Source organism: Snodgrassella alvi, assembly GCF_002777745.1.
Classification (GTDB): Bacteria; Pseudomonadota; Gammaproteobacteria; order Burkholderiales; family Neisseriaceae; genus Snodgrassella; species Snodgrassella alvi_D.
Genome location: NZ_MEIO01000025.1, coordinates 174447 through 201260 on the forward strand (window position 1 = coordinate 174447; position 26814 = coordinate 201260).

The window sequence follows — 26814 nt, forward strand, 5'->3', positions numbered from 1 at the left end:
GCCGGTTTTACTGTGGTGGCTGGTCAATAATTACAATATAAAATTGGGATTTATATCTATAAACAATAGATTGGATCTATAATCTATAAACTTCAAAAAGGTTATGCTGTAAATTATCAGAGGCAAACAGGCTATTATAAATTCAACGTCATAAAGATATGGTAAATGTAGCTGTGCGGATGTATCTGATTTGTCAGCTATTACTTGGTTTTATTGCATACTAGCAAAAGCACAGGTGATTGTGCTCCTAGATATCTAAAAGTAGATAAATACTACTTAATTTACTTTTGACTGCGTTTCAGCGAGAACACTGAATAGATATTTTAAGCTATTCGCTGATTTTGTGCTGCACCAGAAGACTTAAGTACAGATACGGCGTTAAATCTTTATGATTAAAATAATCTGCTGAAAAATAAATCAAACTTTATATAAATTAAACTATATTAATTGACTTTGTGTAAAAGTCACTATTTAATAGCTGCTTTACAATTTATCTGGTTGTGTAAGCACGGTAGCGGAAGACAACAATAGCTACAATAGTTTAAAACCAGCAATATTTTGTTTATCAACTGGCAATTATTTCATCAGGATGAAATTGTGTTCCAATCATTTTTCCCGAAGCCCCGTTGGTTTTTCCTATCTGCCATACTGTGGATTGGTATAAATATTGCTCTCTGGTATGCGGGGGGTAAAGCAGCAGGTGAGTGGTTTGGCTGGCCGGAAGGCTATGCAGTCAAGCCGCTAGCTATTGATCTGTCGCGCTTCTGGTCACCTGCATTTTTATGGTTTTATGTTTGGTTTGTGCTGGCTACAGCTATTTTTGCTATGTTCTGGTCTGTGGTGACGCGACATCCCTGGCAGCGATGGTCAGTATGGGGTTCGGCCTTAATCCTGTTTAATATCTGGTTTAATGTGCAGGTAAATGTAACCATTAATGCTTGGTATGGCCCGTTCTGGGATATGATTCAGAAGATGCTGGGTAGTGGCGGTGGGTCAATCAATAGTATTTATCAGAATATGCTCACTTTTCTGCTAATTGCAATGGTGGCGGTCACCGTGATTATGCTGAATGCTTTTTTTGTTAGCCATTATGTCTTTCGTTGGCGTACAGCTATGAATCAATATTATATCGACCACTGGCCAAAATTGCGCACTGTTGAAGGTGCCTCTCAGCGCGTTCAGGAAGATACCATGCGCTTTGCCACGATTGTGGAAGAACTGAGTGTGAGTCTGGTACGGGCAGTTATGGTACTTATTGCGTTTTTACCCATTCTGTTTCAATTATCCAGCCATGTACCGGTATTACCTCTGATTGGTGAAGTTAAATACTCGCTGGTCTGGGCAGCATTAGGCTGGTCATTATTTGGTACGGTATTGTTGATGGCGGTGGGTATCAAGCTGCCTGGCCTGCAATATAATAATCAGAAAGTGGAGGCGGCATATCGTAAAGAATTGGTGTATGGGGAAGATAATTGTGAACGTGCACAGCCTGCTACTTTGAGACAACTCTTTGAACGGGTACGGATTAATTACTATCGGTTGTATTTTCACTATGCTTATTTCAATATGGTGAGCACTTGGTATCTGCAGCTGGACGGGCTGTTTGGCTTGTTTGTGTTATCACCGTCTATAGCCGCAGGTACGATGACTCTGGGGTTGATTAATCAGATTGTGAATGTGTTTAATAATGTGCGCGGGTCATTTCAGTATCTGATTAGCTCATGGAAAACCATTATTGAGCTTTTATCAATTCATAAACGTCTAAAGGCCTTTGAATCTATCTTGAATGAGAAAAATTAACTCCAGTAATGTGCACGCATCTACATGTTGAAATGTATTTTGCTTAAATTTATTAACCTGAATAAATAAAAATATCAGTTGCAATAATTAACGGTTGTGAAATTATCTGTATTTGTTGTGCTTTGAGGCGGTTTGTTTGGACAAATCTGTTATAGCTGTCTAGGTTTGGCTAATAAGCTGAATATGTGAAATCCATAGAATAAATAGTTTGGTCAGGTATCTTGATCAAATAAAATTTAGTTTATATGTTGTTTATCTAATATTACTTTCTGGATTTTGGTTGGCTAATTGTGAATTACAACAATATTTTTGGGGTACTGAGGTTGTTGTTATCTATTAGTAATCCAGAGCAATCAGTCGTTTGCCAATTGCCGTAGCTGGCTGAAATTCAGTACTGATGATGTACAGACTATTGTTTTTATCCTGAATAAACAGTGGTATTGCCTGTGGGTGATCATGGCAGTACTGTTGATAATCGTAGGCGGCAGTAATATTGGTAATTTTAATTCGTGCCTGCTTGTTGAGCATGTTTTCCAGTTTGCTGAAAGTAACATCTTTCCCAAACAGTTGGCGGAAAACGTACTGATGCTGCTTTTGTGTGCGGGAAGTTAAATCCTGTTCTTCGGCAAAACGGATGCGGTAAATATTCTGTTCACCAAACTCATGTCGAAACTGTAGTTCACATAATGTGTTCAATTCTTTGTCACGACTGACCGCAAACAGGTGGCCAATGCCAATCAGGTCTAGCTGGGTTTGTGCATTTTCTGAAACTGGATTGCCAAAATAAGTTCGCAACCCTTGCATGCGTGCCCGAGCAATTTGTACATAGTGATAATCGGCCACTAAAACATCAATATTCAGTTGTTTGAGAGTAGTGGCCAGCATGAGGGCAACTTCATTGCTGCCGACAATCAGTACACCGTTATTACTCGGTTCTCGTACTCTGAGTATGCTGGCAATGGTTTTTGCACCCAAGCCCTGAATCAATACTGTACCGATAATGATCAGAAAAACCATTGGTGCCAGTAGTTCGGTGCCGGCTAAATGTTGATTTTGTAAGCGTAGTGCAAACAGTGAAGCAATGGATGCAGCTACAATACCACGTGGTCCAATCCAGCTTATCATCAGTTTTTCCTGTACGCTCAAACCGGAACCGATAGATGAAAACCATACGGCCAGAGGGCGGGCGACAAACATTGCGATGAATAACAGGGCAAAACCGCGCCAGCTAAGACCAAGCAATGCTGCCACATTCATACGTGCAGCCAGAATAATAAATAAGGTAGGAATAAATAACAGGGTGAGGGATTCGTTAAAGGCCAGTATACTTTGCCGGGGAAATTGCGGCCAGTTGGCCAGAGCCAGACCAAGAATGGTAACGGTTAACAGACCAGACTGGCTTTCCAGATAATTGGACAGAGAAAACAAGGTGAGGACAAATGCAAAGGTCACTACATTGCGCATGTATTCAGGCAGCCAATAGCGTTTGATGGCATTGGCCAGAAACACGGCACCCAGACCACCGCAGATGATGGCTACAAGGACAATTTTGCTAAATAGTAACAGTGAGTTTTCATGCCCGTTGGAAACGATGTATTCGTATACCAGCACTACTGCAATGGCGCCAATCGGATCGATAATGATCCCTTCCCAGCGCAGAATATTGGCAATTTGAGTACGCGGACGTACGCTGCGCAGCATTGGTGCAATGACTGTTGGGCCGGTAACGCAAACAAGGGAACCAAACAATATGGCTACGCGCAAATCCAGTTTGAACAACCAATATGCTGCCAGTGATAATACTGCAATGGTTATCAGTGCGCCCAGCGTAACCAGATTCTGAACAACGCGGCCGTGCTGCCTAATTTCGTGAAATTGCAGGGTGAGGGCACCCTCAAACAGAATAATGGCCACACCAAGTGAAATACAGGGAAAAAGTAGGTTTCCCATTACCGCATCCGGTTGGAACCAGCCCAGTATCGGGCCAATTATGATGCCAGCAAACAGCAAAAACAGCACAGAGGGTTGTTTCAGATACCAAGCCAGCCATTGTGCACTCATTCCGAGTGCCAATAATGCTGAAAACTGAAAGGCTATATCCATTATTTATGCTTTTGTTGTTTATCAGATTCCTATTTTGCCATAAACTGATTTATGTATTGTTAGTTCATTTTTATGGTTGCTGTGGTGGTTGCGATAATCTGAATGATGAATGAGCACTCTGGCTGCACTCCGTAAATCTATTTTGGTATAAATAAGTAAATTATAATAAAATCTAATGGTAATATTTTATTCTTATATTAATTGATGTTTGTAATTGCAATAAATTGGTGGCTAAGTTGCTTGAATCACTGCACAATTAAGCCTGTTTATAGTGGTAATGGGGATTAAGTATATTCCAGAGGGTATAGGAATGTAATTAATGTCTGACTGGTATGCAAATTATTGTTTTTATTTAAATAATAATGTGCGCACAATCATGGAGACGATATGAATACACGTATTGAACATGACAGCATGGGTGAAATCGCTGTATCTGAAAATGTTTATTGGGGAGCGCAAACTCAACGCAGCCTGCAGAATTTTGATATTGGCGGTGAAACTTTGCCACCAGCTATGATTCAGGCGATGGCTCTGGTTAAAAAGGCAGCGGCATTAACTAATCAGCAGCTTGGTCGCATCAGCGATGAATGTGCCAATCTGATTGTGCAGGCCGCTGAACGTGTTCTGGCAGGCGAGCTGGCTGACCAGTTTCCATTGGTAGTATGGCAAACTGGTTCTGGCACTCAGAGCAATATGAATATGAATGAAGTTTTGGCTAATGTGGCCAATGAAATTGCTGGCCAGCCGCGCGGCAGCTATAAACCGGTGCATCCGAATGATCATGTTAATCATGCTCAATCTACTAATGATTCATTTCCGACTGCCATTCATGTGGCTACTGCTATTCAGATTAGCCAGAATCTGATTCCTACTGTGCAGGCTCTGCGTAATACTTTGACCGCTAAAGCTGAAGCTTTTAAAGATATTGTTAAGATTGGTCGCACTCATTTGCAGGATGCAACACCGCTAACTCTGGGGCAGGAATTCAGTGGTTATGTTAGTCAGCTGGATCATGGGTTGGATCGTTTGCAGCAGGCATTGCATTGGTTGTATGAATTGCCATTGGGTGGTACAGCTGTAGGTACTGGCCTGAACAGTCATCCTCAATATGCGGAAAAGGCTGCGGCAAAATTGGCAGAACTGACAGGTTTACCGTTTGTGACTGCTCCCAATAAATTTGAGGCTCTTGCCGGACGCGACGCTGTGGTATTTGCTTCAGGCAGCCTGAAAACGCTGGCCGTAAGTCTGAATAAAATTGCTAATGACATCCGATGGTTAGCCAGTGGTCCGCGGTGTGGTATTGGAGAAATTACTATTCCGGCTAATGAGCCTGGCTCGAGTATTATGCCGGGTAAAGTAAATCCAACCCAGTGTGAAGCGATGACAATGGTGGCTGCTCAGGTAATGGGTAATGATACGACGATTACAGTAGCAGGTGCTTCTGGTAATTTTGAATTGAATGTGTTTATGCCGGTGCTGGTGTTTAATGTTCTGCAATCAGTGCGTTTACTGGCAGATGCCTGCAACAGCTTTAATCTGCGTTGTGCCGAAGGCATTGAACCGGTACGTGAAAAAATTGATGCTAATTTGCATCATTCATTGATGCTGGTTACTGCTCTAAATCGTCATATTGGCTATGAAAAAGCAGCTAAGATTGCCAAAACTGCTTATGCTCAAAACACAAGTCTGAAACAGGCTGCAATTGAGCTGGGTTTTCTGACTGCGGAAGAATTTGATAAATGGGTTATTCCGGAAGACATGATTGCACCGCATTAATGTTATAAGCTAGCTAAAAAGCCACATTGTAATGAATATTCAATGTGGCTTTTTGTTAGGATGCTTTCGGTAATACGCAATAGCTGCTTTGCTGGTGTGTAATGAATTGTTGGTATTGCTATATTTTATTTCTTTTTATTTTCAGTTTCTTGTAGTAAGCGTGCCTCAACCCGAACATAGTTACTTTTATCCAGTAATTGCAAACGTACACCAAAATTGTCATTAATAATACGCCATGATTCAACAAAACCCAGTGTGCCGGTGCCGGTGCGTTCATCTTCGATATTGGCACACAGTTTATTGATACCAGATGGTCTGCTTAAGTGCAGGGTATGATGTATATCGCGATAAGTACCACTTAGCTGGTTACAGCCAAAGTAAGCAAAGTATTGTTGGGTTTTGGGGTCAAAACGAATGCGTGCAGACATATCGGGCGTGGGTTCGCCATTCAGGGTACGAATTTGCCAGTTACCAGATAAATGTCTGCTATAGGGTTTGTTGTATGTAAAAGTGCAGGCGTTAACCATAAGTAGTGTGGTTATGCAGGCTAGAATCGGCTTTAGTTTCTTCATTTGTTGAATTTCGTTGGTTTATGCTTTTTTAAATAATTTTGATATGACTACTAAGTTTAGCATTTTCATTTAATTCTATCAGGTTAAGTGCTTATTGTTGGGATTCGCGCTGTTGCTTATGTAAACGCAACCATTCCAGTGCATCGGCTTTCTGTTGTTCATTACCATATTGGAAATCACGCATAGCACGACGATAGCTGGCCTGCTCCTGAGCCTTAGCGATTTGTTGTTGCTGGAATGAATCCTGATTATCAGGAACTCGTCGTTGTAGCTGCTGGGTTTGTGCTTTTGCCATGGCTTTGGCAATCAGCGCAGCGGGATTAATGTTGGCGGCTGATTTTGCTGTTGCTGGTGTCGCTGTTATTGTTGCTTTTTGCTGGTATGCATGCTGCTGCTGTTTTTTTAAATGCTGTAAGCGTTGCAGCCGTGCAGTGCGGTGCTGAAATCGTTTATTGGCTTGAGCAGCAGCGGCAAAACGCTCGTCCTGCTGGTTATCTGCCACTAGCCGAGCTTGCGGCAGCCAGTGATCATGCACTGGCTGCATACGGATACAGTCTACCGGACAGGGTGCAATGCATAATTCACATCCACTGCATTCACTAGTGATTACGGTGTGCATTTGTTTGGTAGCACCCAGAACGGCATCAACTGGACAGGCTTTAATACAGGCAGTGCAGCCGATGCATTCTGATTCATCAATCACTGCTATTGCTTTGGGTTGCTCCGATTTAAGCGGGTCAGCAGGTGGCAATACTGGCACATTCAGTAATTGCGCCAGATCCCGGATGACAGTGATGCCGCCCGGAGTACACAGGTTAATGGCAGCTTCACCTCGGCTTAACGCTTGTGCATATGGAGAACATCCCTGATAACCGCATTGCCTGCATTGGGTCTGGGGTAAAAGCCGGTCAATATGTTCTGAAGCAATAGACATAATAAAACTACAAAGCTGAATACTGGAGAAATAACTATTCTAACATACAGGTCAATCAGCAAATTTGCCTGTGTCTTCAGGCTATTTTCAAATATATTAATGGTTTACAAGTGCTGTGGTGATATTTTAATGTATATTGATTAATATTGTGGTTTTTGATCTATTTTCCAGCCTCCGCCTAGAGCCTGATAGAGTGCAACCTGCGAGTTTAGATAATCTGCCTTACTCTGAATAAGCTGACTTTCTACACTAAGCAGGTTGCGCTGGCTATCCAGAACATCCAGATAGGGAGAATAACCAGCATGGTAGCGATTCGTTGCATGATGCAGGGCGTTGGCTAGTGCATCACGTTCCATCACCAGAGCCTGTTCCTGTTCCTGTAAATGATAGCTGCCGGATAGCTGATCCTCGACTTCTTTCAGCGCAGTTAATACAGTTTTACGATAATTCCATGCTGCTTCGTTACGTTTGGCTACATTGAGGTCAAAATTGGCCTGTATTTTGCCTCTTTCGAAGATGGGCGCCAGGATACTGCCGCCTATACTCCAAATATTAACTGGTTCTTTAATAGGTGCAGTAGAAAATATGCGGCCAAATGTAGCGCTGATTTTCACTGATGGTAAAAACTCTGCCTGTGCTGAAGCCAGACTGGCGTCACTAGCGGCCAGCAACAATGATGACTGTACGATATCTGGACGGTTTTTCATCATGTATGAAGGCAACATGGCGGGAATGGCTGGTGCATGCAATGCAGACAGTGATAAACCACGTTCGATAGTGCGGCTACTACTGCCCACCAGCATACTCAGTGCATGCTCCTGTTGGCTGATACTGGATTGAATCACTGGAATCTGTTGCAGTGTGGCGGCATACTCTGCCTGTGCCTGATTCAATTCCAGTTGTGAGGTATAGCCGACATTAGCTTTAGATTGGGCAATTTTGAGTTCACGTTGTCGTGTATCTAGTGTTTTTTGTAGTAGATTTAGTTTTTCATCCAGTGCACGTAGGGTAATGTAGGATTTAACCGTGGTGGTAATGATGCTTAAACGGGTAGCTGCGGCAGCAATTTCAGAGGCATACCTGTTCAGGCGACCCGCTTTAAACGCATTACGGTTTTTACCAAATATATCCAGTTCATAGGCAGCCTGAAAGGCAGGCTGTTCTACTCTGGTAATGGCAGTCACGCCAAAGGCATTCAGGCTTTTCTGGCGAGTGGTGCCACCACTGGCGTCGACACTGGGTAATAATGAAGCTCGAGAGGCGTGTTCCTGAGCCAGCGCTTCTTGTATCCGCGTTTTTGCCAGAGCAATATCGACGTTATTGACTAGAGCTTCTTTAATAAGCTGGTTTAGAACCGGATCATTTAGCTGTGCCCACCATTGCGCAGCAGCATCTTGTGTCGTTTGGGTATATTGTTCATGCCATTGTTCCGGTACTGCTACCTGCGCTGTTGCCGGAATGCTGGGTATCTGGGGAATACATCCACTTACGCTGATGGATAATGCTGTCAGGGCAAATAGTTGGATTAAAGATGCTTTCATGCTTTCACTCTGGTTGTGTCAATACTCACGACCACCGACATGCCCGGGCGCAAACGTTCAAAAAATTCACTATGGTCATCAATACGGATACGTACGGCAATACGTTGCGGTACTTTAACAAAGTTACCTGTGGTGGTATCTGGCTTGATGGCTGAAAATTCACTACCGGCAGCTGGTGAAATTTTTTCCACAGTACCCCTGATTCTGACACCATTAAGTGCATCTACGGTAAACCATGCTGGCTGTCCAACGCGAATATTAGCTGTTTGTGCTTCCTTGAAGTTGGCTACTACCCATTTTCGTGCTGGTACCAGAAACATTAATTGTGTGCCAGCATTCACCAACTGGCCGTTTTTAACACTGATTTCACTCAGTCGGCCATTTTCCGGTGCCCGCACAACAGTATTAGACAGGTCGATCAGTGCCAAACCCAGTTGAGCCTGTGCATTATCAACGTTGGCTTTCAGCCCGCTTTTGTTGACATGTGTACTTTTCAGGTCTTCCTGAGCAACACGATATTGTGCTTTGGCTTCTGCTACGCTGGTTTGTGCCTGTTTCAATGCAGCACGTGTCTGGTCGCGTTCACGTAAAGACAATGAACCATCCGCTACCAGTATGTTGACACGAGTCATGTCTGCCTGAGCTTTTTCCAGCTGAGCCTGTGCGTTGGCAATGGCTGCTTCACGTGCGGCCAGCGTGGCTTCTTTACTGCGGCGGTTTTGTTCATAATTGGCTAGACTGCTGTCTTGCAAACCGATCCCGGCTTCGGCAGCAGCAACTTTCTGTTTATAAATTCGATCATCAATCTGAATTAATGGTTGGCCGGCTTTAACATCGTCAAAATCTTGCACATATACTTTGGTAACGTACCCGGTAACCTGTGGGCTGATGATTGTGGTTTGACCACGTACGTAGGCATTATCTGTAGAAACCATGGAGTTGCGAAATGGTGGTAATTTCCATGCATGTAAAATCATCAAGACCCCCAGCATCAGTACCAGTACCAATATAGCGTTAACAAACCATTTGCGTTTCGGTGGCTGCCACTGACTGGCTGTTGCTTGGGCAGGGGATGAATTATTTGTGCCTGCTGTTGTGGAAGATTCTGTGGTCTGACTGCTAGTTGCTTGTGCTGATTTTTGCTCAACATCAGCGTTACTGGCTGATGATGCTTGCTTGTCATTTTGGCTTTGATCAGTTTCAGGCTTTTTGCTTGGTCTGTTTTTCTGTGCGTTAATCATTGTTATCCTTAATATTATTGTTTTGGCGGTTCCTGCATTGCACGCTGGCGGGCTGCTGCAAAATTTTTCAGCTCTCGCCCAATTGGATTAGTGCCATGTACCTGATGCCACCAGCGATGCGCGCCGACAACCAGAAAACAGATTAACGAACCGATACCGACTGTCACAAATAAATCATTGTAGGCAGCTACCTGTGCCAGCATGCTATCCTGCTGAATCAGTTTGCTGGCACCATACGCATGATTCCATGTGCTGTCGAAGCTGAAACGCTCGCTGGCAAGTGCATTTTGCTGGATTAGGTGATTAACCTGCGGGTCTGTAAGATAGGAGCCATCGGCACTATTAATTAAATGTATGCGTGTCCGGATAGTGATAAATGCATTAAGCAGAGCTGAACCAATCAGTCCGCCAACCGTCTGGGAAAAACCGAATACCGCGGAGAAACTCATAATGTATACCGAGTCTTTTGCAATAGCCCGAATCAGCCCCTCCATCATTACTGGACCGAAGAAAAACAGGGAGGCGAAGGCAATCATAAATTCCGGTATATAGAAATTGACCGGTCGTGACCACTGATTTTGCCCGACTTCCATAAAACTGGCGATAGCAATAATGGCAAATGAAATGACCAGAGGTAATTTAATATCAATAGGTTTGAACGTGAATACGCTGGTAATCAGCCCCAGTGCCGCACCACAGGAAGTAACAGCATAAAAATGCATCATTTGGTCGTTACTCAGACCTAATACCGTCATTAAACCGGCTGCACCCATATTCTGCTCAGATAAGGCAACCCGAATCAGTGAACCAAAAATCAAAACTTGAAGCATTCCGTTGGTATGCATCATCCATTTGATATCAAGCATCGGCCGTTTGCGATTGTATTCAATGATAACGGAAAGCATACAGCACACGACACCGGCCACAAACAGCCAGCCAATCCAGTCTTTGTCCCACCAGACAATTCTTCCCTGTACTGCTCCGGCAGAAATAAACGCAATACCGGCTGCCATTAAGGGAAAGCTTATGAGGTCAATTTTTTCAAATGATTTTTCCAGATAGCCGGAGGGAATGGGCAATAGCCACACTGCTGCGCATACCAGCAGCGCCATCCCTAACTGGAAGCTGAAGATAAGCTGAAACTGTTCGTGCTGTAACAGCAGGGGGGAGATAAATCTTGCCAGCGGTTGACTAAGCTGGGTTAGTCCAAGACCAAGTATCATGCCTTTAGCGCGATGAATGGTTGGCATGGCCTGCATCATGTAATACATGGCCATGCTGTTTAAACTGCCGCCTACAAGCCCGCTCATACCGCGGGCGAATAATTCCATATGATAGCTATGGAAGAAAAACTGTAGACTATTGGTCAGTATCAATCCCAGAATAATATAACTTACATAACGCGGCAGGCCGAAATTCTGGCGGATTTTGAATAATAATACGCTAATAATGGCACTGAACATGTAATAGGATACTTGTATCCAGCCACCCTGTTCAGGTGTCAGCCCCAGATAACCTTGCATCTGCGGAATATTGGCCAGCATCATGCCATTGGTGAAGCCGGCAGTTAAACCCACAAGTACACCAATGATGGCATAGCAAACACGCCGTTGCCACGGATGGTCTGGGAACGAGGGCGAACCTGCCATCATGGGGCGTTCATGCGGTTTTAACTGATAAGTGGTGTGGGACATGAGGTTTTTACTGCCATATATGATTTGTTCTAGCAGCTACAATTAAAAATGCTATCCATTAAGCCTGAATAAATCCAGATGGATGGATAGTTTAGGTATTGCTTGAATCATTCTAAAACAAAATATTGATTTCTACGAACAATCTTTATAATTTTTTTATAAATCTGTCTATTTCAGGTTGTCAATAATTGGGTTAAAAATATTTGGATGATTTTATATATTACAATAACTTATATAATTTATTCATGTGCAATCAAGAGTATATGTTAGTTTCTTATTTAAGTTATATGAATAAATAACATAGTGTATCTAAGCGGTATAGAAAATTTGGCAAAGAGAAAAGCTCCTGAAGGAGCTTTTGAAAAATTAATTTTCTTTTACATCTCTGGCGATGGATTCGTCAAATTCTTTTTTTTCTTTCTGATTCGCTCGGTAATAGATTTGTAATCAGTGCCTTGTAAATATGCTGGTGCCAGTTGGGGATTCAATGAATAAATTAACATATTAATGTCTGGTATAAGAGTTCATTTGCTCGCGTATTGATTTCAGCCAAATGTTCCTGCTAGATGTCTGTTTTATCCATATTGTTTACCAATCATGATTAATTGCACCACCAGATAAGTCAAAAACACCTTGTCCGCGGCAATAATTATATGCAGCTCCACATTGATGATAGGCTATATTAGGAATTTTGCCTTCAGTACACAATACAAATTGTGTGGCGCTTCGTCGCAGTTAAACACCAGATATAAACAAATGTGCTTCATTATTTTTCCTTTTTGAAGAATTGCTTATATTCTTCTGAATAGAATTTTTGCTGGCTGCATTTGCCTTTAGTATTGAAAAACTTAAAATAGCCAGTGTGATTAAGGTAATTTTTTTAACATGATGATTCCTAATTACTTCTGGTTGAAAAATTAAGTATTTATAAAATACATTATATTTATTTAGTAATACAGTTAGCTGATTTTTGACATTTTTACCTGTTTTTTATTATTAATAAGATAAAAATAGCCGGAGTAATTTTAAGATAGGCGATGAATTGAATTTCACTACATTAATCTAGGTTGGTAAGTTAAGTGCAATCAATTTGCCAAAAAAATATAGCGTAACCACTGGTTACGCTATATTTTAGAATTGGTGCCGGCACCAAGAGTCGAACTCGGGACCTTCTGATTACAAGTCAGCTGCTCTACCAACTGAGCTATGCCGGCGAAAGAGGTGCGTATTATGCGCAATAAAATTAAATTGCGCAAGCCCTTTTGGAAATTATTTTTCAGATTTACAAATAAACCGCTGTTTTTTTAGTTTATTAAAATATTCAAGCTTTAGCTTACTGGCGACAAATTATAACTATTTTTTATAGCGCTCTATACTATAATGGGGAGTTTTGTTTATTTAATGGGGAGTATCAGGTGGGACACCATTTGAAACTTGCGCTTGCAGGCGCACAAATCCTGTTTGTTGCATTTGGTGCTATGGTTCTAGTGCCGCTGCTAACTGGATTAAATCCGGCACTAGCATTGATGGGTGCTGGTATTGGTACATTATTGTTTCAGATTTGTACCAAGCGCAAAGTACCGATTTATCTGGGGTCTTCATTTGCATTTATTGCACCGATTATTTATGCCATGCAGGAGTGGGGGCTGGCTTCTACCATGTTTGGCTTGTTCGCTGCCGGCTTTATGTATTTTATTTTTGCTGCACTGATTAAATGGCGTGGACTAGCATCGGTGCACCGTTTGCTGCCACCGGTAGTCATTGGACCGGTAATTATGGTGATTGGACTATCAGTAGCAGTGGTGGCCAGTAATATGGCTATGGGCAGATCAGGTGACAATCAGGTGGTGGATTATGTGCATTCGCTGCTACTGTCAGGTTTTACATTTGCCATTACAGTGATTGTAACGGTATTTGGCAGCAAAATGATGCGTTTGATTCCGATTCTGATTGGTGTGGCGTCAGGCTATATTATGGCTTTGTTTACTGGAATGGTAGATACCAGTGCGATGGCTGCGGCTCCGTGGTTTGCAATACCTCATTTTACAACGCCGCAAGTTAACTGGCAGGCAGCGCTGTTTATGCTGCCAGTAGCTATTGCACCTGCTATTGAACATATTGGTGGGATTATGGCTATTGGTAAGGTTACCGGCCATGATTATGTAAAAGACCCGGGTTTGCATCGTACTTTAGCAGGAGACGGTTTAGGGGTGTGTATTGCCGGTTTGATTGGTGGTCCTCCTGTGACAACCTACGGTGAGGTTACAGGGGCTGTGATGATTACTAAAAACAGTAATCCGGTAATCATGACATGGGCAGCTGTCTTTGCGATTTGTATGGCCTTTTTAGGCAAGTTTAATGCGTTTCTCAGCTCCATTCCTTTGCCGGTAATGGGAGGCATTATGTTGCTTTTATTTGGCACGATCGCTTCACTGGGGCTGAAAACGCTGATTGATGCCAAAGTGGATCTGATGGAACCACGTAATCTGGTTATTGTCAGTTCAGTGCTGATTGTAGGTGTAGGTGGTATGGTAGTGAAAATTGGCTCTATGGCATTTGCTGGTGTGGGGTTATGTGCTTTGCTGGCGATAGTGCTGAACTTAGTATTACCAGCCAGATCGTCTTCTCAGGCTTGATTAACCATTTTTTGAATTTATGGTCAAACCGCAGTTGTCTTTAGGCACTGCGGTTTTTTTTGCAGTTGGTGATTGTCAGCCGGAGCTATTGATGCAATCAGATAATTTTTCGAATCAAGACTGGATCAGAGATTTATCTGAAAATTTATGGCTGGTTTGATGTACCCATTGGGTATAGATGCATTGATAAACAATAGGTTACTGATAGGAGCGAAAATGTATTTTCAGTACCAGACAGAAAAATAGCGGCATTTGCCGCTATTTTTATACTAACCGGACAACCGGCTAAGATTAAGCTGCTTGAATGTTAGCCGCTTGTTTACCTTTTGGACCGGTGGTCACATCAAAAGATACACGTTGACCTTCTTTCAAGGTTTTGAAACCATTCATGTTGATTGCAGAGAAGTGTGCAAATAAATCTTCGCCACCTTCATCGGGTGTAATAAAACCAAAACCTTTAGCGTCGTTAAACCACTTAACAATACCAGTTGCCATGAAACTTCCTATACATAAAAAACAAAATAAAGAACAAGTTTGCGACACAGTAAGGCCAACAAAGTAGTGAACGACTGTACGACAGTTTGTCTGGCAGACTATGTCTGACTTGTTAAGTAGTCTTTTTACATAGGTTAAGAACTAACGTCAAGCAAGCTTACTGAAAAATGATAAAATTATTAAAACCGTTACCAAAAACCCACAGATACATGTAGATTTATGCACAATGTCAAATACGAAGACACAAACTGTTAGCCAGAACCAGAAAACCGTGATAAAGCCACCAAAGCGCTACAAGGTGGTATTGTTGAATGATGATTATACGCCAATGGATTTTGTGGTGGCGGTGTTGATAGATGTGTTCCATTTACCACACACGCAGGCCATTGCCATCATGTTGATGGTGCATGAATCCGGAAGGGGGGTGTGTGGTGTGTTTCAGAAAGATATCGCCGAAACCAGATGCAGTCAGGTTTTATTGCGTGCTGAAGAGGCCGGCTTTCCGCTGCAATGTCTGGTTGAGGAGGCCTGAAATTTTTGATTTTAGTAAAGTATGTGTGAAAGAAATACCCTATAGGGGCTACTTGATTTTTATCGTGTATGCTTCATGTTTATGCCAATGATTGAATTTGGTCACAGTCATAATTGATAACGTTATTTTGTCAGGAGGTCGAATATGATTTCGGCACAGCTCGAAAAAATTTTGCAGTATGTTTATGCCGAGGCTCGCAGCCATGCTTTTGAATTTATTGGTATTGAACATTTACTGCTCGGCCTGCTACAACAAAGTGAAGACGTAAATGAAGTGCTACAGGCTGTGGGCGTGGATAATAGTCTGTTGGCTAAACAGTTACAGCAAAGTATTCATGAAAATACGCCGGTGTTGTCGGAAGAGGAGTTGGAAAAGTCAGAGTTGCAGCCCACACTTGGATTTCAGCGTGTTTTGCAACAGGCAATCATGCATGTGCGTGCCGCTCAGGCTAAAGGTGAAGTAACGCCGGTAGATGTACTCGTGGCCATTATGTCCGAAAAGGACAGCCATGCGATGTATTTTCTTGAATCCCAGTCGGTAAACCGTTTGGATGTGCTGCGCTATCTGACTCTGGGCAATCCTAATCTTACTCAGGATAAAGATGTAGAACAGAGTAGCGACAATGATGCAGCCAGGCCTGAAGCAAAAGCTTTAGAGCACTATACAGTGAATTTAAATATGGAGGTTATGGCTGGACGGATTGATCCGTTAATTGGCCGCAATGAGGAAATACAGCGTCTGATTCAGACTTTATGCCGGCGGCGCAAGAATAATCCTTTACTGGTAGGAGAGGCTGGCGTTGGTAAAACGGCTTTGGCGGAAGGGCTGGCTTATTTGCTGGTACACGATAAAGTACCTGAGTCCATTAAGGGATCGGTGGTTTTTTCACTAGATATGGGGGCTTTACTGGCTGGGACTAAATACCGTGGTGATTTTGAGGCACGACTGAAGGCTGTTATCAAGGAACTAAGTGCGCTGGATAAAGCTGTGTTGTTCGTTGACGAAATTCATACCATCATTGGTGCTGGTAGTGTGTCTGGCGGTACGATGGATGCTTCTAATCTGCTTAAACCAGCACTTGCTAAGGGCAGTATGCGGTGCATTGGTGCAACGACCTATCAGGAGTACCGTACCATTTTTGACAAAGATCATGCATTGAGTCGGCGTTTTCAGAAGATAGATGTAGTGGAACCTTCTGTACCCGAAACTGTACAGATATTGCAGGGATTGCGTCCGGCTTTTGAGCATTTTCATCAGGTGCGTTATACCCGTGCGGCGTTACAGGCTGCGGCTGAATTGTCTGCACGTTATATTAATGAGCGGTTTTTGCCTGACAAGGCCATCGATATTATTGATGAAGCCGCTGCAGCACAGAAAATCCAGCCTAAATCCAAACAGCGTAAGATTATTGGACGAGCAGAGATTGAGGCGATTGTCGCTAAAGTAGCACGTATTCCAGAAACTACAGTTTCACATGATGATAAGCAGATGCTGCGCTTTTTGGCAGATAATCTGAAAGCTAAGGTGTTCGGACAGGATCAAGCCATTGATGTACTGGCTGCATCGATAAAAATGGCGCGTTCTGGCTTGAAACAGGCAGATAAGCCGATTGGTAGCTTTCTGTTTGCTGGTCCGACAGGTGTAGGTAAAACCGAGGTAGCCAAACAGTTGGCACAGTTGCTGGATTTGCCACTACTGCGTTTTGATATGTCGGAATATATGGAACGGCATGCTGTTTCGCGCCTGATAGGTTCCCCGCCGGGATATGTAGGTTATGAGCAGGGTGGTCTTTTAACAGATGCAGTTAATAAACAGCCTTATTGTGTGCTGCTGCTTGATGAAATTGAAAAAGCACATCCAGATGTGTTCAATGTATTATTGCAGGTGATGGATTATGCCAAACTGACAGATAATAATGGGCGCAGTGCAGATTTTCGTAACGTCATTGTCATCATGACTACTAATGCTGGTGCAGCAGAGCTGGCTAAACATAATCTGGGCTTCACTGGAAAGTATGAGCAGACAGATAGTCTGGCTGCGATTCAAAAAACCTTTACTCCAGAATTTCGCAATCGGCTTGATGCTATTGTCCCTTTTAAAGTACTGAATGAAGAGATAATTTCTAAAGTGGTTGATAAATTTTTGCTGGCACTGGAACAGCAGTTACTGGCCAAACAAGTGGTGGCAGAATTTACCCCGGCTTTGCGTACTTATCTGGCGAAACATGGTTTTGATGCCGCATTAGGAGCACGACCGATGCATCGTCTGATTCAAGAGCGGATTCGTAAATTACTCGCAGATGAATTACTGTTCGGACACTTAAGCGAAGGCGGTGATGTAGTTATTGATTATCTGCCACAATCTGATGAAGTGATATTGGATTTTTCAGCTTCGAAGCTACTCGATCGGAAGAGTCTTGAATCTTTGACTATAGGATAAATTTGTAAAAAAACATAAATTCAAGATAAAAAAAAGTGTGGCAAAATGCCACACTTAAACACACACATCAAGAGGAAACCAATCAAAGTAAATTCATTATAATGTTTTTGGTTATAAGTGTTTTGATACATGTCAAATGTAAAGGTTTAATTAGACAAAATCTTGCATAAATTAAAAATCCCTGTTTTATAAAAAAAACAGGGATTTTTAATTACTGAAGAAAACCAGCTTAGATAATAAATTAATCTAACGCAAATTAGCGGGCAATGGGTCGCTTTGCAGTTGGCTCACGGGCTGTAAATGCTGATTGAAATCCAGAACCTGAGGTTGCGTACTGTTAACTGAGCTGAAAAACTGTTCGCTATAAGGTAGTTGTGGTGTACGAATACCTAGCCACTGCGCTATTCCATCTAAAAGTTCCAAACCACTGCGCTGGGATTTATTACGTGATTGTCCAGACTGGTCACTGTTTATCACTACTAATGGTACATGATAGTTTTGATAGAAATGATCATTGTGGCGCAGAATACTTGTAGAACGCACAATACTGTTTTTTTCGTAACTATTTTTATCATGGCTTAAGCCGTGATCACTGAAGTACAGCATACTAAACGATTGACCACTGGATTGTAAGACTGCATATATCTGACTTAACAGGTTGTCTGTTTGCCGGATACTATCGATATAACAGTTACTGTTGTTATTGTCTACGTAGTGGTGTGGTGGTTGTGACAAACGGTCACAAGGATTAGGATGTGAACCCATAATATGCAGTACAATCAAGCGCGATTGCGAGGCAGCCATTGGCTGAGTAAGAACTTTTTGTAATGGGGCGACAAGCTGATGGTCAAAGCTTCGCTCACCAAAATCGTATCCAGTTGTTTTCAGAAAGGTAACATGATTTGCCTGATGAGCAATGGTAGAAATTGAAGTATCGTATTGCCCCAGCGCACCCTGATTCGACAGCCAGACAGTATCCATACCGGCTTTTTTGGCCAGAGTAATGACATTATTTTGTATACTGAAAGATTTGCCGTGGCTCAGAGTAAGGCCATGTAATAAAGAGATAGGGGTATTTGGCCCGGCTGATAACATATTATCCATAACAATATTGGCATATTTATCCAAAAATGGTGTATCAGCATATTTAAATCCATACAAGTGCATATAGTCTGCACGCGTACTTTCGCCAATAATCAAAACATAGTTACGGTAAAGTTGATGGCTGCTGGTGATTTGCCAGTTGTCCGGTTTGGCCAAATCTGCTTTCAATTTGGCTAGTTCGGCGAAGTAGGCTTGTGGTTGCAAATAAGCATCAGCCAGAAATTCTATTGGCTGCGCACGTAGAGCAAAACCGCCGGTGGTATAGCCTTTGCGGGCTGTTTGGGTCGTCATTACTACAAGGATAAGGACAAGCAAAAAGCCCCAGTAGCCGTGCCAGCGTGGTGTAGCTATAGTGCGGCTTACGCGCACTATAAGTAGAGGTATGGATGCCAATAAGAGGGTTGTAGCATAAGTGAGCCATGAAATAGCGCCAATATATTCACTTGCTTCACTTACGGTGGTACTTAATAATGAGGCAACAATACCAAAACTTGGTCGTCCATAAAGGGCAGCGGTAGGATGATAGAGTAGAATAATAATGGCACTTAGCCACATCAGGCCGCGCCACAGTCGTGGGCAAAAATGCTGTAAAAGCAGAGTGAGGAACCAGGTTTCAATAATCCGGTTTGGATTGGGCGGATAGGCCAGCGCATAAATCATTACAATACTGTAAATAAGTAACAGCACTACAGTCAGCAGATAATGTTTACGGAGTGTCAGTTTCATAAATAACTCAGGCAGCAGGAGTAAAATTATCGGCAAAAAATGCGTCTTCTGCCAGACTGGCTTGGCTGGTAAATAAATTTCGTGCATGGGTAATCATCTGCGGATGTCCGCATGCATAGACTGCATAGTTGCTCATATCAGGATGTTTAGATAATGCGATATCCTGTACATATCCCTGAGCACCTTTCCATGTTATTGCTGCTCGCGATAATACCGCAGTCCACTGCGCCCGCGCTAAACTGGCACAAAGTTTGTCTAGTAAATCTCTGTCGTATAAATCCCCTTCTGTGGCCATACCCCAATACACATATACAGGCTGCTGGTATTGTTGTTGAACCAGTGCAGCCAGCATTGCTTCAATCGGAGCAATACCAGTACCAGAAGCAAGCATAATCAGTGGTTTGCTCAGCCAGTTTAACTGAAAGCTGCCCAGAGGGCCATGAACACGGATAATGTCTTTTGGCTGGAGTCGGCCATCAAACAATTGTTCCGAAAATGCACCACCATTATGGTGGCGAACATGAATAACCAGTTGCCGAGTATCGGCATTAAAGGCGGCAATAGAATAGCTGCGGCGTAAATTATTAGGCATAATAATGTCAATGTATTGCCCGGCAATAAAATGGAAATACTTTTTTTGTGCCAGTTTCAGGCTGACAATAGCAATATTCGCGCAATAACGGATATCCTCTATTCGTGCTGTCAGAATTTGCGCTGGGTGACTATTCCTGCCTTGATAATTTGGTAGGTACAAAGTAATGTCACTGTCTGCACTTTGGCAACATAACAAAAAATCCTGCTGATTATGATCTTTACTATTTAGTGCTGCCTGAGTATTGGTCTCAGAAATTTTGCCGTTGACTAACCGTGCCTTGCAGGCTCCGCAGCAGCCGCTTTTACAGGCATGTGGCAGCATTAAACCTTGTTCAATCGCCGCCTCAAGCAGCGATTTCCCCTTTTGTGTGCCATAAGTTTCACCAGCCGGTAAAATAGTTACCCGATAACTCATATCTTCTGTTTTATATTATTTTAACAAAGTAGCTATTTTAGAGGGCGGCAGAACAAAAGCCAAATGCAAATGAGAGTTGTAACCACTTATAGGCCAGAGTAGGTAAAAAAAGCAGTAGAACTGCTGTATCGCAATACAAAAGCCCGTTAGGCTGAATAACGGGCTTGAATTGACGCTGTTTAACTGTTTACAGAATATTTAATTCGAAAAATATTTAGCATAAATTTTGTCGTACTCACCACTGGCACGGATTTTTTTCAATGCCTCATTTAACATTTCCGCAGTCTCTGTATCGCCTTTGCGTACAGCAAAGCCATAATGGTCTATCCCAAATTCAGGTACTTTATTAATAGTAAATTTACCCGCACCATTTGCCTTAACATAATTACTGATAACTGCACCATCAGATACCATCGCTTCAACTCCACCGTTTTCCAGCTCTTTAATGGCTAAAGGTACACTGTCAAAACGAGCAATTTTGGTGCTCTGCGCACCAAGTACTTTCTGAACGGCTAGATCACCAGTCTGGCCTGTTGCTACAGCTACTCGGTGCATATTGTTTAATTCAGCCAGTGAATGAAAATTTTTTGTTTTCGGTGTTAATACCATCATAGATATATCAAAATATGGATCACTGAAATTCATACTCTGTTTGCGCTCTTCAGTGATGGTTACACCTGAAGCCACAATATCCAGATCGCCATTATTCAGACTGGCAAACAGACCATCCCATGGATGATCTTTAAACTGTACCTTAAAATTACCGGCATTGGCCATTGCATTCATCAAGTCTATATCAAAACCAGTTAATGAACCGTCTGCGGTGCGGGACTCAAACGGTGCAAATTCGGCATTTGTGCCGACAATATAAATTTTGTCGGCACCAGATTGGGCAGGCGCCGAAGCTGAATTATTATTGCTGCCACCACAGGCAGTTAAAACCAGCGTAGAGCACATAGCCACAGTGGCCAGCCAGTGTTTGATTTTCATGATGACTCCTTGAATTCCGATTAATTTATTGAGCGAAGGTTACTAACTATACAACAGTTTGCATCACAAAATATGCATCCTTACTGCTATGTTCTGCTTGATAGTAACATATTTAACTAGTGACACAAGTTTTATACATGTCTGTAAGGGTGGCTAGCAGTGTTATAATTCTGCTTTCACAAATACATGACAGTATTTAACAGTAAACAGGTCATGTGTGATATAGTTTTACAGGATAGATAATGCTTATAATACATACCATTACAGAATTACGTGCGTGGCGGCAGCAGAACAGACGAGTGGCTTTAGTGCCTACCATGGGAAATTTGCATGAAGGCCATTTATCACTGGTGCGTGCAGCCAAAGCTCATGCTGATGCAGTGGTGGTGAGCATATTTGTAAACCGGATACAGTTTGGAATCGGTGAGGATTTCGATCAGTATCCACGTACTCTTGAACAAGATATAGAAAAGCTGATTGCAGAGGGTGCAGATGTAGTATTTGTACCGGCTGAGAATGAACTTTATCCAAATGGTATACAGCGTTATTTTGTAGAGCCACCGGCAATCCAGAATGAATTATGTGGTCGCAGCCGTCCTGGACATTTTCGCGGTGTGGCTACAGTAGTAACCAAACTGTTCAATATTGTGCAGCCAGATGTGGCTTGCTTCGGTAAAAAAGATTACCAGCAGCTCGCCGTAATAAAAGGCATGGTGCAGGATTTGAATATGAATATAGAAATTATTCCGGTAGAAATTGAACGAGCAAAAACCGGTTTGGCTTTGTCCAGTCGTAATGGCTATCTTACAGACAAAGAGCGTGTTCAGGCAGCCCAGTTATCAGCTCGTTTGCAAGCTATCGCCAAAGCCATTGCTGAAGGAAACAAAGATTTTGCCGCTCTTGAAAACAGCGCAGTAACATATTTGCAGCAGCATGGCTGGCAAGTGGATTATATCGAGGTTCGACAGGCACAAACGCTGACAAAAGCACAGATCACTGATAATGATCTGGTGATTGTTGCAGCCGCTGTACTGGGAACCACCCGTTTGATTGATAATATAGAAGTGCATTTGTCATATTCCAAATAAAAATAGTCTGTTAACCAGATATTAACCAAAAGGCAGCGTGAATACGTATGTGGTGGATTGTATTAATACTGTTAATTATTGCTATAGGCGCATTATTTTGGTGGCGCAATATTCAGGAACGCAAATGGCAGCTGGAGATGAGCTACTTATCCCGATATGAGAATCGGTTTCAGCATGGCCAAATCAACGTACCCGAGGCGGCTAAAGAAGCGCCACTGTTAAATCGCATTGTATCCAGTGTAATGTCATTTCGTGCGCAGCGTAATCAGACGGCACAACCATCCCCATACAACCAGCAGCCATCCACTACTGCACCAGCACAAGCTGAGACTAAGCTTACATCAGAGTCTAGCCATGTACCTGTTGTATCTACGAGTGTTAGTGAACAGTCAAAGCTGGATTCACGACCGGCCGAAATCAGCCAGCCGCTCCCTGTAGCGGAACAGCCGCTTCCTAAACAGATTACCATTACTGAGGCCAGTCCCAAACCTGAAATAAAAGTTCAAGGTGCACCTGAAATAACAGAAGTTTCTGAGAATAAGATAGGTACCGACTATCAGTTGCAGACATTGGATAACAGTCAGCAGCTTCCGGCAAAAGCATTGGAATTGATGAAAATGCAAACTGAGATCAGCAATAATACTCAATTGGAAGCGGAGCCAGAAGCCGAAGACTATCCTGATCAAGTTACTGAAACAGAAGACGAAGCTTTGGTAGAGGAAAATATACTGGTTTCCAGTCAGGAAACCGTAAAGCCAGCAGTGGTATTAACACCCAATAAGCATTTGGAAGTCATTACTCTGGCTGAAGCTACCCGTAAAGTAGCTACGCACCCACTTACCGAGGCGGTAACCGAATCTGCTCCTATACTTGAAGTTATCCAGCTCAACTGGCAACACAAACCAGTAAGCAGCCAGAATCAGCAGCGTAATCGGAGTGCAAAAGAAATAACAGCTGATGACCCTGTATTAAATAAGGTTCGTTCACGCACCAAAGCCGAACAGGCTGCTTTACTTAAAGCACGAGCATTGAAAAATTTTGATCTGGATGATTTGCAGCTGGCCACCCAGCGCAAGCTGGGCAATTCGGTAGGAGTACCATCTCATCTGACTCATTCAGTGCCATCATTATCAAACCATTCATCCCAAGAACATAGAAATAAAGGTGAATATAATGGCGTGCAAGTTATTGATGAAGAAGATATCCGTTTAAACCTACTGCGCCAACGACTAGCTCGCCAGCGTTATCAGAAAGTTTCTGATCACATTAATTCAGGCTATAGCGCACCGGTAATAGCAGAAGATGAAGTTTATGCCAATCTGGCTAAAACTGATTCACCAGTTAATAAACAAAAATTCCAGCGGCCAGTAGTGCGCGAAAGTGTTATACCAGCGGCTGCACGCATCAGTAAACGTCATGCTGTCAAAGTGACTGCACCAGTGGCTGATATGTCTGTAGAAACTGGTTACACAGGTATTGCAGGTAGTGAATGTGCACCATTGTCAACACGTTTTACTCCATTTCATCCGTTGCCGGAAGCCACTACTACCGCACCAGTTGTGAGCGAACCGATAGCAGATGATTACACCGGAGCACATGTAGTCAATGATACACCAGCTAGCCTCGAAACAGCCGGCGTGGATAACACCATTACAAATATTGTACGCTCAAGAAGAAATCAAGTTCATTACAAGCCAGATTTATTGCCAGTATCACAGACAGTATCAGCAGATATTAGTGCTGCCAGCCTTACCAGACCTGCTAGCCCTTATTATGATGATACTGTTCATTCTGTGCTTGATAATGATGGAACAGCTTCATATATATTGGATGAAAATGATGGCGATGTTGCCATAGCAGAAGCCCCTGTATTGGCAACTGAAGATCCTTATTTCGCAGATACCGATATGCAGACAGACTCAATACCAGCTTCTTTTCCGAAGCTTGGGGAGTCTGCGGCAGAAGAAACAGATATAGACGTATCCAAATACTGGCCACAAGTGGAAAAACAGCCTGCTAACAGCACCGAAATGGTAATCACAGCTGATGAAATGGCAGCGAAAGAACCTTCTTCCAGCCAAGCTGAAGCCATCCCGCCTGTTAAAAACACTAAAGTGATTCCGCCTTTAAACCGGCAGCGGTCGCAAAAAGAGCAGAAAAAAAATTCTAGTGCACAGCAGCAAACCGCAATCGGTATGGCATTACAAAAAGCATTGCACCATACTACAGCAGCTAAACCTGCACCGCAGTTAAAACCACAATTACCAAGCATGGATTTATTATTGCCGCCATATTACGATCCGGCAGCACAGCAAAGTGAAGAAACCTTACTTGAAAATGGCATCACCATCGAAGAAAAACTGGCAGAATTTAAAGTTAAAGTCCGTGTAATTGATGCCTTTGCCGGACCAGTAATCACCCGTTATGAAATCGAACCGGCACAGGGGGTACGCGGTAGCCAAGTAGTCAATCTGGAAAAAGATTTGGCGCGCAGTCTGGGTTTTGCGTCCATTCGCGTGGTGGAAACCATTCCGGGCAAAACCTGTATGGGGCTGGAATTACCTAACCCGAAACGGCAGATCATCCGTTTGAGAGAAATTTTCTCAGCACCGGTATTTCAGCAGTCCCGCTCCAAACTAACACTGGCTCTGGGGCAGGAGATTACCGGCCAGCCGGTTGTCACAGATCTGGCCAAGGCACCACATTTATTGGTTGCCGGTACAACTGGTTCAGGTAAATCAGTAGGCGTTAATGCCATGATACTGTCGATGCTGTTTAAAGCAACACCTGAAGACGTGCGCCTGATTATGATTGATCCGAAAATGCTTGAATTAAGCATTTATGAAGGTATTCCGCATTTACTCGCCCCAGTAGTAACAGATATGAAACTGGCAGCCAATGCGCTAACTTGGTGCGTAAACGAAATGGAAAAACGTTACAGGCTAATGAGCCATGCTGGTGTACGTAATCTGGCAGGCTTCAATCAGAAAATTGAAGAGCTGGCAGCGCATAACAAAAAGCTGTTTAATCCGTTTTCTCTTAACCCAAGCGATCCAGAGCCTTTGGAAAAACTGCCTTACATAGTAGTGGTAGTGGATGAATTTGCAGACCTGATGATGACGGCCGGTAAGAAAATTGAAGAACTGATTGCTCGGCTGGCACAAAAAGCCCGAGCTGCCGGTATCCATCTAATACTAGCTACTCAGCGCCCCAGTGTAGATGTAATTACAGGTCTGATTAAAGCCAATATTCCGACACGTATTGCCTTTCAGGTGTCTAGCAAAGTTGACAGCCGTACCATTCTTGACCAAATGGGTGCTGAAAACCTGCTTGGACAGGGTGATATGTTATTTTTACCACCAGGCACAGCTTATCCTGAGCGTGTACATGGCGCATTTGTTGCCGACGAAGAGGTACATCGTGTGGTGAATTATCTGAAACAGTTTGGCGAACCAAAGTATATCGATGATATTTTAACTGCGGGTGTCAGTGATGATGATATGTTCAGTAATGGTTCCTCACGCAGTAATGAAGATGAATTGGATCCGTTGTACGATGAGGCAGTGGCACTGGTAGTGAAAACCCGTAAGGCAAGTATTTCCTCAGTACAGCGCCAGCTGAGGATAGGTTATAACCGTGCTGCGCGCTTAGTTGAGCAGATGGAAACAGAAGGCATTGTGTCTGCTGCCGAGGGTAACGGCAATCGAACTGTACTGGCACCACAGAATAGCCATCTAGATGAGTAGTCACTCCTAAAAGAGCTATTTGCATCTATATACATAAATCAGAATCTTTTAAAACGCATACACTTTGTATGCGTTTTTTATTTTCATTAAACTACTATATGTCAGATAGTGATTTTAGTAGATCATGCGTATGCAAGTTATCAGCGTACTAATATAATAATATTACTTATATGTCATATGATAAATATTGTTAAATTTAATGTATTTGTATGTACAGAATGAACGAATCTGCTGTGATTGTGTTGTTTTAATAATCTGTCCATTTGAAAAAAATCAATATCCAGGCGAATTTTATTAAGTGGATTATTGCTGTTTTACCCGATTTACTATTAGTTTAGGCTATTTATCCAAAGGATAAATAGAGATAATTGCAAACTATTGCAGATAA

Annotated in this window: 17 protein-coding genes and 1 tRNA gene; 7 read left to right on the plus strand and 11 right to left on the minus strand. The window is 42.7% G+C overall.

What is annotated here, in order from left to right; all coding sequences use genetic code 11:
* The first annotated feature begins 597 nt into the window (after positions 1–597).
* The gene (sbmA, locus tag BHC51_RS01920; RefSeq protein WP_100153203.1) at positions 598–1800 is read left to right on the plus strand and encodes a peptide antibiotic transporter SbmA; all 1203 of its coding nucleotides are present in this window, start codon (positions 598–600) and stop codon (positions 1798–1800) included.
* Positions 1801–2136: 336 nt separating this feature from the next.
* Here the strand turns inward: sbmA and BHC51_RS01925 are convergent, their stop codons facing one another.
* Positions 2137–3903, minus strand: a complete 1767-nt coding sequence (locus BHC51_RS01925; RefSeq protein WP_100153182.1) for a cation:proton antiporter — start codon at positions 3901–3903, stop codon at positions 2137–2139.
* A 387-nt stretch (positions 3904–4290) separates the two neighbouring features.
* On the opposite strand from BHC51_RS01925, the gene fumC reads away from it, so the two are divergent.
* Positions 4291–5679 carry a class II fumarate hydratase gene (gene fumC / locus BHC51_RS01930; protein WP_100098850.1) on the plus strand — a complete coding sequence of 463 codons (1389 nt, stop codon included), beginning with the start codon at positions 4291–4293 and terminating at the stop codon, positions 5677–5679.
* 125 nt (positions 5680–5804) lie between these two features.
* Here fumC and BHC51_RS01935 read toward each other — a convergent pair whose 3' ends face one another.
* The 6 genes from BHC51_RS01935 to BHC51_RS01960 all read right to left on the minus strand — a co-directional run bounded on the left by BHC51_RS01935 (position 5805) and on the right by BHC51_RS01960 (position 12875).
* The gene (locus BHC51_RS01935; protein ID WP_100123735.1) at positions 5805–6251 is read right to left on the minus strand and encodes an META domain-containing protein; all 447 of its coding nucleotides are present in this window, start codon (positions 6249–6251) and stop codon (positions 5805–5807) included.
* A 91-nt stretch (positions 6252–6342) separates the two neighbouring features.
* On the minus strand, positions 6343–7185 hold the full coding sequence (locus tag BHC51_RS01940; RefSeq protein WP_180296404.1) for an RnfABCDGE type electron transport complex subunit B: 843 nt from the start codon (positions 7183–7185) through the stop codon (positions 6343–6345).
* Between the two features lie 140 nt (positions 7186–7325).
* Positions 7326–8726: an efflux transporter outer membrane subunit gene (locus BHC51_RS01945; protein WP_100153184.1), complete on the minus strand. Its 1401-nt coding sequence runs from the start codon at positions 8724–8726 to the stop codon at positions 7326–7328.
* Positions 8723–9967, minus strand: coding sequence for an HlyD family secretion protein (locus BHC51_RS01950; protein ID WP_100098854.1), 1245 nt, complete (start codon positions 9965–9967; stop codon positions 8723–8725). The genes BHC51_RS01945 and BHC51_RS01950 overlap by 4 nt, the downstream gene beginning before the upstream one ends.
* 14 nt (positions 9968–9981) lie before the next feature.
* Positions 9982–11661, minus strand: a complete 1680-nt coding sequence (locus tag BHC51_RS01955) for an MFS transporter (RefSeq protein WP_100098855.1) — start codon at positions 11659–11661, stop codon at positions 9982–9984.
* 1138 nt (positions 11662–12799) lie between these two features.
* Positions 12800–12875 (minus strand) — tRNA-Thr (locus BHC51_RS01960).
* A gap of 201 nt (positions 12876–13076) precedes the next feature.
* Here BHC51_RS01960 and BHC51_RS01965 point away from each other — a divergent pair.
* Positions 13077–14297 carry a uracil-xanthine permease family protein gene (locus BHC51_RS01965; protein ID WP_180296405.1) on the plus strand — a complete coding sequence of 407 codons (1221 nt, stop codon included), beginning with the start codon at positions 13077–13079 and terminating at the stop codon, positions 14295–14297.
* Positions 14298–14588: 291 nt separating this feature from the next.
* Here BHC51_RS01965 and BHC51_RS01970 read toward each other — a convergent pair whose 3' ends face one another.
* On the minus strand, positions 14589–14792 hold the full coding sequence (locus BHC51_RS01970) for a cold-shock protein (RefSeq protein WP_025330479.1): 204 nt from the start codon (positions 14790–14792) through the stop codon (positions 14589–14591).
* Between the two features lie 226 nt (positions 14793–15018).
* Here BHC51_RS01970 and clpS point away from each other — a divergent pair, with 226 nt between their 5' ends.
* Both clpS and clpA read left to right on the plus strand, forming a co-directional pair.
* Positions 15019–15324 carry an ATP-dependent Clp protease adapter ClpS gene (gene clpS, locus BHC51_RS01975; protein WP_100098857.1) on the plus strand — a complete coding sequence of 102 codons (306 nt, stop codon included), beginning with the start codon at positions 15019–15021 and terminating at the stop codon, positions 15322–15324.
* Positions 15325–15468: 144 nt separating this feature from the next.
* The gene (gene clpA / locus BHC51_RS01980) at positions 15469–17763 is read left to right on the plus strand and encodes an ATP-dependent Clp protease ATP-binding subunit ClpA (protein ID WP_100153185.1); all 2295 of its coding nucleotides are present in this window, start codon (positions 15469–15471) and stop codon (positions 17761–17763) included.
* Between the two features lie 246 nt (positions 17764–18009).
* Here clpA and BHC51_RS01985 read toward each other — a convergent pair whose 3' ends face one another.
* From BHC51_RS01985 to BHC51_RS01995, 3 genes are all read right to left on the minus strand, one after another.
* Positions 18010–19593, minus strand: coding sequence for a phosphoethanolamine transferase (locus BHC51_RS01985; RefSeq protein WP_180296406.1), 1584 nt, complete (start codon positions 19591–19593; stop codon positions 18010–18012).
* Positions 19594–19600: 7 nt separating this feature from the next.
* On the minus strand, positions 19601–20602 hold the full coding sequence (locus tag BHC51_RS01990) for an FAD-binding oxidoreductase (protein WP_100098860.1): 1002 nt from the start codon (positions 20600–20602) through the stop codon (positions 19601–19603).
* A gap of 198 nt (positions 20603–20800) precedes the next feature.
* Positions 20801–21592, minus strand: coding sequence for a basic amino acid ABC transporter substrate-binding protein (locus BHC51_RS01995; protein WP_100098861.1), 792 nt, complete (start codon positions 21590–21592; stop codon positions 20801–20803).
* A 242-nt stretch (positions 21593–21834) separates the two neighbouring features.
* On the opposite strand from BHC51_RS01995, the gene panC reads away from it, so the two are divergent.
* Positions 21835–22680: a pantoate--beta-alanine ligase gene (gene panC, locus BHC51_RS02000; RefSeq protein ID WP_100153187.1), complete on the plus strand. Its 846-nt coding sequence runs from the start codon at positions 21835–21837 to the stop codon at positions 22678–22680.
* Between the two features lie 47 nt (positions 22681–22727).
* Positions 22728–26426 (plus strand): DNA translocase FtsK, encoded by a 3699-nt coding sequence (locus tag BHC51_RS13000; protein ID WP_257384753.1) that lies wholly within the window; start codon positions 22728–22730, stop codon positions 26424–26426.
* The last annotated feature ends 388 nt before the right edge of the window (positions 26427–26814 follow it).